This window comes from Rothia sp. HMSC066G07 (assembly GCF_001814485.1).
In the GTDB taxonomy this organism is placed as follows: domain Bacteria; phylum Actinomycetota; class Actinomycetes; order Actinomycetales; family Micrococcaceae; genus Rothia.
The window spans coordinates 185,923-199,349 of sequence record NZ_KV816927.1; the positions used below are offsets into that span (position 1 = coordinate 185,923).

Annotated in this window: 12 protein-coding genes and 1 riboswitch; of the genes, 4 read left to right on the top strand and 8 right to left on the bottom strand. The window is 62.6% G+C overall.

The window, feature by feature from the left end; all coding sequences use genetic code 11:
• Window positions 1-292: 292 nt before the first annotated feature.
• From HMPREF2971_RS06500 to HMPREF2971_RS06520, 5 genes are all read right to left on the bottom strand, one after another.
• Window positions 293-2,470 (bottom strand): S9 family peptidase, encoded by a 2,178-nt coding sequence (locus HMPREF2971_RS06500; RefSeq protein ID WP_070691985.1) that lies wholly within the window; start codon window positions 2,468-2,470, stop codon window positions 293-295.
• A gap of 228 nt (window positions 2,471-2,698) precedes the next feature.
• Window positions 2,699-3,916 carry a ribosome small subunit-dependent GTPase A gene (gene rsgA, locus HMPREF2971_RS06505; RefSeq protein ID WP_070691988.1) on the bottom strand — a complete coding sequence of 406 codons (1,218 nt, stop codon included), beginning with the start codon at window positions 3,914-3,916 and terminating at the stop codon, window positions 2,699-2,701.
• Window positions 3,917-4,037: 121 nt separating this feature from the next.
• Complete coding sequence (locus HMPREF2971_RS06510) at window positions 4,038-4,868, bottom strand: ABC transporter (protein ID WP_070691990.1); 831 nt, start codon at window positions 4,866-4,868, stop codon at window positions 4,038-4,040.
• 1 nt (window position 4,869) lies between these two features.
• Window positions 4,870-5,730, bottom strand: a complete 861-nt coding sequence (locus HMPREF2971_RS06515) for an ABC transporter permease (protein WP_083314088.1) — start codon at window positions 5,728-5,730, stop codon at window positions 4,870-4,872.
• On the bottom strand, window positions 5,727-6,713 hold the full coding sequence (locus HMPREF2971_RS06520; protein ID WP_070691992.1) for an ABC transporter ATP-binding protein: 987 nt from the start codon (window positions 6,711-6,713) through the stop codon (window positions 5,727-5,729). Before HMPREF2971_RS06520 ends, HMPREF2971_RS06515 begins: the two co-directional genes overlap by 4 nt.
• A gap of 339 nt (window positions 6,714-7,052) precedes the next feature.
• Window positions 7,053-7,165, top strand: a riboswitch (SAM riboswitch).
• 103 nt (window positions 7,166-7,268) lie between these two features.
• Here HMPREF2971_RS06520 and HMPREF2971_RS06525 point away from each other — a divergent pair.
• From HMPREF2971_RS06525 to HMPREF2971_RS06535, 3 genes are all read left to right on the top strand, one after another.
• A complete protein-coding gene (locus HMPREF2971_RS06525) occupies window positions 7,269-8,615 on the top strand; it encodes a bifunctional o-acetylhomoserine/o-acetylserine sulfhydrylase (protein ID WP_070691994.1) in 1,347 nt (448 codons plus the stop codon).
• A 190-nt stretch (window positions 8,616-8,805) separates the two neighbouring features.
• A complete protein-coding gene (locus HMPREF2971_RS06530; protein WP_210398877.1) occupies window positions 8,806-10,134 on the top strand; it encodes a homoserine O-acetyltransferase MetX in 1,329 nt (442 codons plus the stop codon).
• A 356-nt stretch (window positions 10,135-10,490) separates the two neighbouring features.
• On the top strand, window positions 10,491-10,841 hold the full coding sequence (locus HMPREF2971_RS06535) for a MerR family transcriptional regulator (RefSeq protein WP_070507770.1): 351 nt from the start codon (window positions 10,491-10,493) through the stop codon (window positions 10,839-10,841).
• 137 nt (window positions 10,842-10,978) lie between these two features.
• Here HMPREF2971_RS06535 and HMPREF2971_RS06540 read toward each other — a convergent pair whose 3' ends face one another.
• Together HMPREF2971_RS06540 and HMPREF2971_RS09425 are read right to left on the bottom strand one after the other, a co-directional pair.
• Window positions 10,979-11,605, bottom strand: a complete 627-nt coding sequence (locus HMPREF2971_RS06540; protein WP_246825068.1) for a TipAS antibiotic-recognition domain-containing protein — start codon at window positions 11,603-11,605, stop codon at window positions 10,979-10,981.
• A 16-nt stretch (window positions 11,606-11,621) separates the two neighbouring features.
• Window positions 11,622-11,795 (bottom strand): MerR family DNA-binding transcriptional regulator, encoded by a 174-nt coding sequence (locus tag HMPREF2971_RS09425; protein ID WP_246825070.1) that lies wholly within the window; start codon window positions 11,793-11,795, stop codon window positions 11,622-11,624.
• A 94-nt stretch (window positions 11,796-11,889) separates the two neighbouring features.
• Between HMPREF2971_RS09425 and HMPREF2971_RS06545 the strand changes: the two genes are divergently transcribed.
• Window positions 11,890-12,642, top strand: coding sequence for an alpha/beta hydrolase (locus tag HMPREF2971_RS06545; protein WP_070691996.1), 753 nt, complete (start codon window positions 11,890-11,892; stop codon window positions 12,640-12,642).
• A gap of 403 nt (window positions 12,643-13,045) precedes the next feature.
• Here the strand turns inward: HMPREF2971_RS06545 and HMPREF2971_RS06550 are convergent, their stop codons facing one another.
• Window positions 13,046-13,261 carry an RNA-binding S4 domain-containing protein gene (locus HMPREF2971_RS06550; RefSeq protein WP_005508828.1) on the bottom strand — a complete coding sequence of 72 codons (216 nt, stop codon included), beginning with the start codon at window positions 13,259-13,261 and terminating at the stop codon, window positions 13,046-13,048.
• Between the last annotated feature and the right edge of the window lie 166 nt (window positions 13,262-13,427).

The following is a 13,427-nucleotide window of genomic DNA, read 5'->3' on the forward strand; positions in this document are numbered from 1 at the left end:
ACCCTCTCGGGCGCTCCGCCCTCTCCTTGCTTCGCTGCGGAGAGCACCCGAGAGGGTACCCTGATGTCGCTTCCGGAGGGTATAGCTACCCCGCTCCGGCTAGGTTTGGCACGTCGCGTGGAGGGGCGGTGTCGTCCGAAAGTGACATCAGGGTGCCCGAAGCGAAGCGAGGGCGGGTGCCCCTGTAGGAACGAGGATGAGCGCCGCCCCTCCAGTAACGCAACGTACCATAACGAGAAATGCTCCTTCCATATCTTCAAGATATAGAAGGAGCATTCTCTATTGCTGGGTGTTACTCAGTAACGCCGAGGTTGCTCATGAGGAACGCGTAATCCCACGCAATCTCACGCCAACGCGTATACCGGCCGGAACCACCACCGTGACCGCCCGACATGTCAATCTTCAGCAGGGGCACCGGCGACGACGGGTCAATCTGCTCACGCAGCGCCGCAATCCACTTCGCAGGCTCCACGTAGAGCACGCGGGTGTCGTGCAGGCTCGTCACCGCGGCAATTGCCGGGTAGCGGACCGGGCGGATGTTCTCGTACGGGGTGTAGGACTTCATGTAGGCGTAGACCTCGGGGTCCTCAATCGGGTTGCCCCACTCCTCCCACTCGAGGGCAGAGAGCGGCAGCTCAGGGTCGAGGATGGTGGTCAGCGCATCCACGAACGGCACGGCGGCCAGGCAGGCGGCGTACTTTTCGGGGGCAAGGTTCAGCACGGCGCCCATGAGCAGGCCGCCGGCGCTACCGCCGTAGCAACCGATACGCGCTTCATCCGCCCAGGGTTTCGCCGCAATGTAGCTGGTGACGTCCACGAAGTCGGTGAAGGTGTTCTTCTTCGACAGCTTCTTGCCGTTCTGGTACCAGGAGCGTCCCATCTCGCCGCCGCCGCGAATGTGTGCAATCACGTAGATGACGCCGCGGTCCAGGATCGATAGCAGCGGGATGGAGAACAACGGGTCCATGGACGACTCGTAGGAGCCGTAACCGTACTGGAGGACGGGGTGCGGCTTGCTCATGTCCAGGTCGGCGCGGTGAATCACCGAAATAGGGATGAGCGTGCCGTCCGCTGCCGGAGCCCAGTCACGGTAGGCGCGGTAGTCCTCACGGTTGTAGCCGCCCAGCACCGGGGTTTCGCGGCGCAGCAGCAGGGTCTGCGACATGGGGAAGTAGTCGTAGACACGGCGCGGCGTCAGGTACGAGGTATAGGCGATGCGCAGCACGGGGGAGTAGTTCTCCGCACGCAGCACGGAGGCGGTGTACAGTTCCTCGTCGAAGCCGGCAGGTTCCATGAAGGTCACGCCGGCGGGTCGGCGGCGGCGCCACTGGATGGGCAGCTGTTCACGCGGTGCGAGGAAGATGCGGGTGGTCGTGTCCGCGCGGGCGGTGACGACCAGGTGCGTTGCGGTGAAGGTGAAGCCCTCCAGGCGCACGTGTTCGCTGTGGCGGATGACCGGCACCCAACGCTGCGCGTACTCTTCGAGGCTTTCACCTTCGCGCGGCATGTCTGCGAGGACCAGCTCGGAGTTCAACGCATTGTAGTCGTGCTGAATCAGCAGGTGCTGCTCGCCGGCAATGTTGAGCGGCTCGGCGTAGTATTCGATGCCCGCGCTCTTGGGGATGAGCAGGGTCGGCTCGCCCTTGGGTTCGCGGGTGGGGATGAGACGCACCTCCGTGTACTCGGAGTTGGAGCTGGTAATGACCACGGAGGAACGGTCGGAGCTCATGGCGGCGCCGAGCCACATGGTGTTGTCCGGTTCCTCGTAAATCAGGTGGTCTTCGGTGCCCTGTCCGACGTCGTGCACGTAGACACGCCAGGGGCGCCACGACTCGTCGGGCACGAGGTAGATGAGCTGTTCGGCGTGGTTGATGAAGAAGGATCCCGCCGCAATGTTGGGGATGGTGTCTTCGAGGAAGGAGCCGGTTTCCATGTTGAGGAAGCGCTGCTCGTAGCGTTCGTCGCCCTTCTCATCCACGGAGATGCTCAGCAGCTTGCCGTTACGTGCAGGCTGGAAGCTGCCGAGGGAGAAGAACTCCATGTCCTTTGCGTATTCGTTGCAGTCGAGAATGACGACTTCACCCTCTAGTACTTCGCCGGGGGTGACGGTCGGCGGGGTGTAGCGAACCACCTCATCGCCTTCGTGCAGGGCTGGGTAGCGGTAGAAGACGGGGTACTGGCCACCGGGCACCATACGGCTGTAGTACCACCAGTCACCGATACGGTTCGGGACGGTCAGATCCGACAGCAGGGTGCGGTCCTTGATTTCGTTGAAGATGGATTCGCGGAGGGGCTGCTGGTCTGCGGTGACAGCTTCGGTGTATTCGGCTTCTGCCTTGAGGTAGTTGAGGACCTCTTCGCTTTCCTTGTCGCGGAGCCATTCGTAGGGGTCGATGAAGACGTCGCCGTGGTGTTCGCGGCGGTGCTCGACCTTCTTCGGTACGGGCGGGGTGAGGTTCTGTTCAGCCATGCTGCCACCTCTTTCATTGAGTTATGGGTTTGTGAATGGTGTGTGCCGTCTGCGCCCGCGTTCCTGCGCCGCCGGGTGGCGGGGAGGATGCGCGGGGGAGTGTGGGCACGCCTAGTTCTAGTGTATCGAAGAGTGAGGCAGGCTACTATATTGCGGCATGTGCGGGGCTGCCCGGCTCAGCCTGTGGAAGCCCCGCGGTAGCCTCGCCGGGGCGTGCGCGTTTATCGGCTAGTTGGCGCGTCCCTTAATGGACATGAGCGTGCGGCGGCCCGCCTTGTTCGCCTTCGTGAAGGCGCGGTTACTCTGCCGGTACTCGCGCTCCTGAGAACGCAGGCGCAGGCGCGCGGATTCCGCCATCATCCTGCGGTAGCGTTCGAAGCGCTCGGGGTCGAGGGAACCGTCGGCGAGCGCCTGCTGCACCGCGCATCCGGGTTCGGAGCCGTGGGAGCAGTCGCTGTACCGGCAGGCGGCGGCGTAGCTGGAGACGTCGTCGAAGGTTTCGTCAATCGCGGCGCTATCGCTCGTGGCGGCGAGGGCTCGCACGCCCGGGGTGTCAATCAGCACCGTGCCAGCTGAAGACTCTGCACCGGAACCTTCTACGCCGGATTCTCTAGCGCCGGGCAAAACCAGCATCTGGCGGCTGGTGGTGGTGTGGCGTCCCTTGCCGTCGGCGCCGCGAACCGCGGAAGTCGCCTGCACCTGGTTCTCTGCGGCGTCTTCGCGGGGGTCGGCTCCGGGGTTCAGCAGGGCGTTGACGAGGGTAGATTTGCCGGCGCCGCTGCGGCCCAGGAACGCGGCGGTACGCCCGGCGACAAGCTCCGCAACTGGGGCGGGGTCGTAGCCGTTATCCGTGCAGACGGTGAGTACCGCATCCACGCCGCCCGCGAGGGATTCCTCGTAGCCGGCGAGCTGTTCAGCCGTCACCAGATCGCCCTTGGTGAGAATCAGCGCGACCTGCACCCCGGAGGCGTGCGCCAGGGCGGTGTAGCGTTCGATTCGCCCGATGGACGGCTCGGGAAAGCACGGCTCAACAATGCAGAGCATATCCACGTTGGCGGCGACGGGCTGATCTGCGGATTCGCGGGTGGCGCTGGGGCGGGTGAGGTAGCTTCGGCGGGGCAGAATCGCGAGGGGTTTGTGCTCCGAGGGCTGGCTATTGCTACCGGTTCCAGGGATGGGCTGGGTGAGTACCCAGTCGCCCACGACGGGGTACTCTTCTTCGCCGTAGTCGTTCTCAACCGGACGCAGCGGAGCGGAAAGCTTAATGAGCTCACCCCGCTCGCAGGTCAGTAGCTCGCAGCGGGTGCGGTGCACGGCGCTGACACGGGCGAGGGTAAAGTTTTCGAGGGTACCGCCGAGGGTGAACGCGGCGCGGATTGCTGAACCCTGCCAGGAGGGGTCGAACCCTAGGGTCTCTAAGGTGTATGAAGCGGGAGCAATGGTCACAGGAATAGTCTTTCTTAGTTGCGGCGCCCGGCTGGGTACGGCGCCCGGTCGGTTTTCATGCCCGGATAGCGCGCCGGGGGAGAGGGTGTTTAAAAGGTTCGTTCTTTTTGGGTTTCACACCCTATAGCAGCGAGGCGCGGGCGCCTGCACGGATGCGGCGGGCGGCAAGGAAGGTCAGCCCCAACCCCACCGCGGCGTAGAGTACCGCCAGTGCCGCGTCTGCCCCCAGGGACGCGAAGAGCTCCGGGGTGGTGCCGTTCGCAATACCGCTAGAGGCGTCTAAAACCTGCACCAGCCGGGACCCGGGAACCCAGGGACACAGCCACGCAAGCCACGCGGGGTAGGTGCTCACCGGAACAATCACACCCGCGCTCACCGGCAGAATAATCGACAGGACATTCGACCCCGTGTACGGATCGGACAGGTACAGGCCCAGCCCGGCGGCAAAAATACCCAGGCAGACCCCGCCCAGCACCGCAACCGGCATCAGTGCGATGGCGCCGAGCAGAAGCCCCGAAGCCTCCCCGGTAGAGGGTGCCGCGAGGGATAACAGCCACACGATGCCCACATTGCTCAGGCCCGTCACGGAGGCTAGCAGCGCGGGTACCGCCGCCGCGCCCAGCCAGTAGCCCGCATCCACGGGGCGCGCCGTGCACACGTACTCGAAGACGCCAATCCACCGGTCTGTGGCGACGCGCGCAACAATGCCGGCGGCCACCGAGCTGAGGGTGGCAATCAGGGCGGTTGCACAGCCGATGCGCACCGTATCGTTCGCGGCAAGATCAGCACCCAGAAGCACCGTGAAAAGCACGTTAAGACCGGGTACGAGAACCAGGGTCGTGACAGCCGTTCCGAGGGTTGCGAAGGTAATCGACGACGACCAGCCAATAGAGGCGGTCGACAGTGCCCGACGCGCCACGCTAGGCAGAGCAGCAGAAGAGAGAACACGCACGCTACATCGCCCCCAGGGTGCCGCGACGGCGGGCGGAGGCGAGAGCCTTCCGTGCAAAGAGGAAGGCGCACAACGCCCAAGCGAGGCTCACGGCGAGCGTCTGCGCAACGGGCAGGAGCGCATCCGCCGGGGTGTTAATAGGGATACGCCCTAGCAGCAGGTGCACCGGCGCCTGCAGAGGAATGAGCACGCCCACGGCATCCAGCCAGGCGGGTGCCTCAACGGTCGTGAAGAGAACCCCGGAGAGAATAAATACCGGCACGAGGAGCAGCTCCTCGTAGGCGATGGCGTTCGGCGTTGCCACGAAGAACACCGCAATCATGAACGTAACCGACAGGCATGCAACCCACAGCAGGGGAACGCCCAGAACATAGCGCGGCCAGAGCTCGGAAAAGTCCGTAACCTGCGGATTGAGCGTCACAAGAGCCCAAACCGCCCACGATAGGGGTAGGGCCGCCAGACCCACAATGGAGGCGCTCGAAACGATAGCCGCCAACACCCGCACCGGAGAAATCGACCCGGAACACAGGTACACGAGGGTCCCGCGGAAGCGCTCAAAATTGATAATGCCCGCAGACACGATGCAGACCGACCACATGCCCACGATGCCCGCGCGGGTCCACGCGAGGGTCGGGTCAACGGAGTGACCCGCGGAGCTCTGCGCCGCCGCATGCACGGCGAGCGCCTGGAGGATGACCGAGCCGAGCACCGTGCTGATGAGCAGCTGAATAAAGTACGGGACCGTCAGGAACTGGCGCAGGCTAAATCCCATGAGCCGCAGCTGACGGGCGCACTCCTGCATCAGGTCGTACTGCCGGTCCTGCTGCGGGGACTCATCCGAGCGTCGCGTCTTCACGTTCATCGCTTGAGCCCCTCCGCCATCGCCAGGTAGGCCTCCTCCAAGGTTGCCGGGCGCGTGTAGGGCTCGGTCCTCGCCCCAATGTTCGAGGCGGCGAGCCCCTCCGCGAGGATACGGTGCGCCTCACCCGCCTCGAACGTGGCGCGCTCGCCGTGCCAGTAGAGGGTCAGCTCCCAGCCGGAACCACGCGGGGCGAAGAGCACCGCAGCCCGCTCGCCGAGGAATCCGCGGAGCGTATCAAGCCCCTCGGTGGCGGTGGCCTCAACCTGCACCACGGTTGTGGCGGCAATACCGGCGTGTGCGGCAACGTCCTCGAGGGTGCCGCTCACGGCAACAGAACCGGCGCCCAAAACGGTGATGGTATGCGCCAGGTCCTCGATTTCGCCCAGTAGGTGACTCGTCAGCAGGACGGAGGCGCCGTCTTCCGCGAGAGAACGGATGAGGGCACGCACGGTCAGAGCGATATCGGGGTCGAGCCCGTTGGTCGGCTCATCCAGCAGGAGCAGGGAGGGGGAGCCGAGCAGCGCGCGAGCGATGTGCAGGCGCTGCTTCATGCCGCGGGAAAACTCCTGAAAGGGTCGCGCCGCCGCATCGGTGAGTTCCACACGGGCTAGGGCATGGTCCACCTCGCGCCGCCGACTCCGCCCGGAAACCCCCGCAACATCGGCGAAGAAGAGCAGGTTGTCGCGTGCACTGGCTCGCGGGTAGAAGCCGTTCTCCCCGCCCAGCGCGAGGCCCACGTGACGGCGCGCCCGTTGCGGGTGGGTGATGGCGTCAATACCGTTCACGATGAGGTTACCGCCGGTAGGGGTGAGCAGGGTTGAGCACATCTGCACGGTGGTTGTTTTACCTGCACCGTTGGGGCCGAGGAGGGCATGAATCTCACCGGAACTAACGCGAAGTGACACACGGTCGACTGCGGTAAAGGTATTTTCACCTTTGCCAAAGACGCGGCTGAGCTGCGCCGCATCGAGAACGAGAGACATGATGGACAACCTTTGAGGTCGGTTTTCCGGCTTCTGCGCCGGAAGGGTAGGCGAGGGGTAGGCGACGTGCGCGAAGCCCCGCATGAGTGTATGTGTAGTCTCAGTGTACCGAAAAGCATCGAAAAAGTGATGGGAATTACTATTTGGAGGGTGGGGCACTCGCTCTGAAAGCACTATCCATGAGGCACCACCTGCGCAGCGGATTCCCGTGTCATATTCACCGACAGCATGAGCTTCATCGACGTTAAAAAACGTCATCTTTGCAATGAAATGTCTTAAAGTGCCGTTCACCCACAAAACCCTTGACCCCACCCAACGCCCTATGACACCCTGAATACAGGTCAAGAGCGCCAGCGATAAGCCCCAGCTAGCTGGCCGGCAACCCTCCTCCGCGGTGGGGTGCCCTGGGTGAAGACCAGGCGGCACGCAAAAGCGTGACGCAAGCGCGGGACCGATGTGACCGATAACGGTACATCAATCGTGACAGGATTATTCGACGACGATTCCTGTACCGTCGGCATGCGGCCCCCTAAGAATCCCCATTAGGAGCCACGCATGAGCAACAACACTACCGTCCCGACTCCCGCCAACCCCGCCGGTTGGAAGTTCGAAACCCGCCAGATTCACGCAGGTCAGGCGCCGGATGCCGCAACGGGAGCTCGGGCACTACCCATCTACCAGACCACCTCTTATGTCTTTGACAGCGCCGAGCAGGCAGCGAACCGTTTCGCTCTCGCCGAGCTGGGCCCCATTTACACCCGCATGAACAACCCCACCCAGGAAGCTATCGAAAACCGCATCGCCTCCCTGGAAGGTGGCGTTGGCGCGCTGCTGCTGGCATCCGGTCAGGCAGCTATCACCTACGCAATCCTGAACATTGCCGGCGCCGGTGACCACGTGGTCGCCTCGCCCTCCATATACGGCGGCACCTACAACCTGCTCAAGTACACTCTCGCCGACCTCGGCATCGAAACCACCTTCGTTGAGGACCCGGACGACCTGGACGCATGGCGCGCCGCGGTTCGTCCCAACACCAAGCTGTTCTACGGCGAATCCGTGCCTAACCCCCGCAACGACGTGCTCGACATCGAGCCCATCGCCAAGATTGCGCACGAAAACGGCGTGCCCCTGATCCTGGACAACACCGTACCCACCCCCTACCTGCTGCGCCCCATCGAGCACGGCGCGGACGTGGTGGTTCACTCCGCCACCAAGTACCTGGGCGGCCACGGCACCTCCATCGGCGGTGTGATTGTTGACTCCGGTAACTTCGACTACGGCGCAGACCCCGAGAAGTTCCCCAAGTTCAACCAGCCCGCCCCCGGCTACCACGGCCTCGTCTACGCACGCGATCTGGGTAAGGACTCCGCCTTCGGCGCGAACCTCTCCTACATTCTGAAGGCACGCGTCTCCCTGCTGCGCGACACCGGTGCCGCAATCTCCCCGACCAACGCCTTTAACATCGGTATCGGCCTGGAGACCCTCTCCCTGCGCATCGAACGCCACATCGAGAACGCCACCAAGGTCGCCCACTGGCTCGAAGCAAACCCGCAGGTCGACAAGGTCATCTGGGCTGGCGTGGAATCCTCCCCCTGGTACGAGCGCGCACAGAAGTACCTGCCCAAGGGCCCCGGCGCGGTGCTCGGTTTCACCCTTAAGGACGCAACCCTGGAGCAGACCCGCGACTTCGTGGACGCCCTGAAGCTGCACTCGAACGTGGCCAATATTGGTGACGTGCGCTCGCTCGTGATTCACCCGGCCTCCACCACCCACTCCCAGCTGTCCGCCGAGGAGCTGGAGAAGATTGGCGTGTACCCGAACTTTATCCGCCTTGCTGTCGGTATTGAGAACATCGACGATATTCTCGCCGACCTGCAGTTGGGCTTCGACACCCTCTCCTAAACGGTGATGCACCCGCAGGTGGACCGGCAAGCTACGGCTTTTCGGTCTACCTGCGGATTCCCCGTTACGGAGCGTTTTGTCACTGCGCGGCGCTGATGCCGCCCCACCCGTTGCTCCTTCTACCCACAGACGAGTACCCCGCTCACACCCGGCACTACCTCGCCGACCAAACCCAGTGAAGGGACCCCCCATGACCACCCAGAGCACTAGCCAGTCCGGTACCACCCAGCCCGGCACTACCAACCAGCCTGTTACCGCGCCCATCCCCGTGGCGGGCACCCAGCGCGAGCATCCCGAAGCGCAAGGCTACCTGCGTCAGCTGAACATCGGCGACCTGGAGCTCGAATCCGGCGTAACCCTGCCGCAGGTCACCATCGGCTACGAAACCTGGGGCACCCTCAACGAGGCTGGCGATAACGCCATCCTGATTTTGCATGCGCTCACCGGTGATACGCACGTCTCCCGTGGCGTACCCACCCCCGACATGCCCGCTCCGCTGATTCGCGCTATTGAATCGGATGGCTGGTGGGAAGGTATTGTGGGCCCCGGCTCGGTCATCGACACTAACCGCTACTTCGTGATTGCCCCCAATATTCTGGGTGGCTGCTACGGCTCCACCGGACCGGCAAGCATCATTCCCGAGGGCTACCCGGGTGCTGGCGAGCACTGGGGTTCCCGCTTCCCGCAGGTAACCATCCGTGATTCTGTGCGTGCTGAGGCGCACCTGGCACGTGCCCTGGGCGTGACCAGCTTCCGCTACGTGATTGGTGGTTCTCTCGGTGGCGCTCGCGCCCTGGAGTGGGCGGCAACCAATCCCGAGCTGGTGCGCGGATGCGCGGTGATTGCCTCCGGTCCTTCGGCTACGGCGGAACAGATTTCGTGGGCACACACCCAGAATATTGCGATTCGTTCGGACGCGAACTTTGCCGGTGGCGACTACTATGCCGGTCCTGCACCGACTGCCGGTCTGGCTCTGGCGCGCCGTATCGCGCACACCACCTACCGCAGCCCCGCCGAACTGGAGCACCGCTTCGGCCGCGAAGAGAACCGCGGCGAAAGCACCGTGGGTGGTTCGCTGGGTGAGCCGCGCGGCCGCTACGCCATCGAAAGCTACCTGGATCACCACGGCGCTAAGCTGGTTGAGCGTTTTGACGCGAACAGCTACCTTGCGGTCAATGAGGCGTTGATTTCGCACGATGTGGCGCGCGGTCGCGGCACTCTGGCGCAGGCGCTGGCGCATACCGATTGCGAGTGGACGATTGCGGCGGTGAACACGGATCGCTTGTTCTTCCCGCACGAGTCGCACCGTCTGGCGGAGGCGCTGCCCACCCCGGTTACCGTGGATATTATCGAGTCGAACCACGGCCATGACGGCTTCCTGATTGAGGCGAAGCAGGTGGAGAAGATTCTGGCGCGCGCCCTGGGTGTTGAAGATGAATCTGCTACCCCGAGCGAGGCGCAGCGTGAGCGTGAGGCGCTGGACTCGATGACTCGTCTGTACGGCGCTGTTACTCGCTAACTCAACCGGCACCCGAAGGCGTTTCACGCATCCTGTTGAATGTTGTTTTATCCAAACAGTGGGTGTGGGATTGTGAGGGAATGGCTGGGTATTCTCAACTGTCCTTCCCTCCGTTGAGAATTAACGTTCACCTTGACGGTTGGGTTATAGGACGCCGGGTACTCGCATAGCGCGAGTGCCCGGCGTTTCTTTATGCCCGCCTGACGGGTATCGTGCCAAGTCAGGGAATATTTTCCGGTTTTTGAGGTGTTTTAGAAGGTCTCCGCGAGATACCGCGGAAGTAGCCTCCTGTTGCACTGGAAGGTAAAGGTTCTCGGTTTGCTTTAGACCCGCTCTAACCCCATAGCATTAAAGCTGTGGTAAGTATTCAAGAGGTAGCGGAGCAGTTGGGGGTGAGCACCCACGCCCTGCGCTATTACGAAAAAGAGGGGCTCATTGCTGTGCCCCGTGATGCTCACGGAACTCGCGTTTTTGACGAGGAGTCCATCTCCTCGGCACGGTTTATTGCTACCTGCCGTCAGGCCGGAATGAGTCTTGCCGATATTCGCACGATTTTGAGCAATCCGGACGACCACGCTCTATCTATTGATGTGATGGAGCGTGCCCGTCAGAAGATTGAGGATGAGATTGTGGGGTTGCAGCAGAACCTTGAGCACCTGGATCGCCGTATTCAGGAGCACCGCCGTCACCTCGATGGCACCCGCTAGATAGCCGTCTAATTTTCATGCAGGTATGCACGCCGACGCCCGGTATTCCCAACGTTGGGAATACCGGGCGTTTTTCTGTGCTCAGCTTTCACACTCAGCTACTCACCCCTAGCTACTGGGTATTTTCAGCCAAAGATTTAACCCCAGGCGGCTTCATCAGGGTCGACACCGTGTGCACGAGCATTCTCGTAGATGACATCCCGCAACCATTCTGCAAGCCCGGTCGCGAGCTTCTCGTAGTGAGCCTTGAAGCGGGCATCCTCAACGTAGCCGCGGGCTAGAATAGCGTGCTTGGCGGGGGTGACCTCAAAAAAGAACAGAGAGGCGCGGTGCCGCTCGGCGAGCGCGTTCGCCTCCTCGCTGCCCGGCTGCACGCCGCGGTTGAATGCCTCGACGAGGGCCTGCTCTACCTCGTCAACCTGCTGTTTGCCGTTCTGCCAGTCGGCACGGTTCATCGTTGCAGTTCGGCGCTGGTATTCAGCCCAGTCGTCAGTTTTCACGTAACGTTCCTGCGCTTCCTGCTGGTGGGCGAGGCTGAACCCCTCACCCATGATCCCTGCTTTTTCGGCGGCGCTGAGCTGCTCATTTTTAGGTGCCATGGTGTCCTCCAAAAGGTGTTCGATGGTTTCAAGCATGCGTCCGTACGCGGCGATTTTGCGTTGAAGCATATCCCGCTGAGCGAGCAGATGCTCGGTGCTGTTCGCCTGGTCCTGCAGTATGTTGCGAATAGCGTCAAGGCTCATGCCGATGGCGCGGTATCCCATGATGACGGTGATTCGTTCAAAGGTCTGTATCGGTGTAGTACCGGTACCCGTTGAACTCATCATGTGCCGGGTTGAGTAAGCCTCGCTGCTCCCAGTGGTGTAGCGTGCGGACTGTGAGCCCGTGCAATGATGCCGCTTCTCCTACGGTGTATTCGTGTTGCCCGTCAGGTGGTGTTATGTTCGCGTCCATGGTTTCACTCTAAAACCTCACGTTAGGTGAGGGTCAAGCTAGCGGCGGAACCTGCGGTGCAGGTTTGTGGAGGAGTCCTCGCTAAGATGGGTGCATGAGCGAAAACAAATACGTCGTCGAATACACCCGCCCCGAGAACGAACGCGCAGGCACCCACCTGGTGCTCATGCTGCACGGCTACGGCTCCCAGGAACACGACCTGCTGTCCCTGGCGGCGCACCTTCCGCAGGAGGGCTTCACCTACGCCTCCATGCGTGCACCGCAGCCGGTTGGCAGCCAGTTCTCCGCGGACTCGACCGGCGCCTACATCGCTGCGGACGCTATCGGCTACCAGTGGTACCCGCTAAACCAGCAGCTCGAATCCGATCAGCGCGCCATCGAGCAGGCCAGCGACTACGTGCTGGAGTGGGTACGCGAGAACCGCACCCCGTACGCCTCGGTGACCCTGCTGGGCTTCTCGCAGGGCATGGGTATCGCAACCTCGATGGTGCGTCACGCTCCCGGCGAGTTCGCCGCCGTGGTGGGTCTGTCCGGCTACGCGGTGGACTCAGATTCGCCGTACTTCAAGGATGAGGAGCTGAAGAAGACCGAACTGCCGGTGTTCTTCGGCCGCGACCAGGAAGACCCCGTCATCCCGCAGGAGATGGTGAACTACACCTACGACTGGATCCGCAAGTACACCGACGGCATTAAGGTGCTGTACGCCGGTGCGGGTCACGGCGTGAGCGCCATGGAGATTCGTCACGTGGGCGAGTTCCTGGAGGTGAAGGTGCAGGGTAAGGAGCCGCGTATTCGTGCGCAGAAGGTTGCGGAGGCGACCGGCACCGCGGAAGGCTCTGACGCCTAAAACGGCTATAGGAAAAAGCCCTCGGGTCTGATGACTCGGGGGCTTTGCTGTAGTTCTGCTTCCGCGTGGGATGCACGGTTCCGCTTGGAAAGGCGGTTATCGTCCTCGTTCCTACAGGGAACCCGCCCTCGCTTCGCTTCGGGCACCCTGATGTCACTTTCGGACGATACCGCCTTTCCTCGCTGGGGTACTGTGCGGGTGCGGCCGCGTTTTCTGGATGCGCCCTCAGGGTGTCAGCCCGGACGCTCTCCGTTGCGAAGCGAGGAGGGGCGGAGCGTCCGGGTGACGGGTGCCCCTGCGTAGGCGCGGAGGAAATATGCGGCGCCCCGCCCCTGCTTGGTGAGGGGAGGAACGAGGACGGTCACTGCCCCTCGCCTGTAGCCCTAACCAAGCAGAGAGAGGACTAGTCCTCGTGCGCAACCTTCACGGTCACGCCGTTGAAGGTGACGGTGTCGCCGGGGTGCAGCTGCTTGCCGCGTGCTTCCTCAATGTCGCCGTTGACCTTTACCAGGCCGTGCTGAATGACCTCGCGTGCCTGCGCGCCGTCCTCTACGAGGTTGGCGAGTTTGAGGAACTGGCCGAGGCGGATCATGTCGTCGCGAATAAAAATTTCTTCCATGCTTCCTAGTTTATCCCGCCGGGTGCATTCTGGTGTTCGGCAAAAATGGGGGAGTGGTGGGTTGGGTAGGCATACCCAGGGGTGGGGTGGTGATGGTACCCTAGTGTCTTGCATCAAAAAGTGTGCATATTGCGCCGATGAGCGCGAATATGGGCGCCCCGTTCTG

Excerpts from the sequence above, each read along its gene's own strand:
- HMPREF2971_RS06500 (WP_070691985.1), bottom strand. The coding sequence starts at position 2,470 with ATGGCTGAACAGAACCTCACCCCGCCCGTACCGAAGAAGGTCGAGCAC.
- HMPREF2971_RS06515 (WP_083314088.1), bottom strand. The coding sequence starts at position 5,730 with ATGAACGTGAAGACGCGACGCTCGGATGAGTCCCCGCAGCAGGACCGG.
- HMPREF2971_RS06520 (WP_070691992.1), bottom strand. The coding sequence starts at position 6,713 with ATGTCTCTCGTTCTCGATGCGGCGCAGCTCAGCCGCGTCTTTGGCAAA.
- HMPREF2971_RS06525 (WP_070691994.1), top strand. The coding sequence starts at position 7,269 with ATGAGCAACAACACTACCGTCCCGACTCCCGCCAACCCCGCCGGTTGG.
- HMPREF2971_RS06530 (WP_210398877.1), top strand. The coding sequence starts at position 8,806 with ATGACCACCCAGAGCACTAGCCAGTCCGGTACCACCCAGCCCGGCACT.
- HMPREF2971_RS06540 (WP_246825068.1), bottom strand. The coding sequence starts at position 11,605 with ATGGGATACCGCGCCATCGGCATGAGCCTTGACGCTATTCGCAACATA.
- HMPREF2971_RS09425 (WP_246825070.1), bottom strand. The coding sequence starts at position 11,795 with ATGGACGCGAACATAACACCACCTGACGGGCAACACGAATACACCGTA.
- HMPREF2971_RS06545 (WP_070691996.1), top strand. The coding sequence starts at position 11,890 with ATGAGCGAAAACAAATACGTCGTCGAATACACCCGCCCCGAGAACGAA.
- HMPREF2971_RS06550 (WP_005508828.1), bottom strand. The coding sequence starts at position 13,261 with ATGGAAGAAATTTTTATTCGCGACGACATGATCCGCCTCGGCCAGTTC.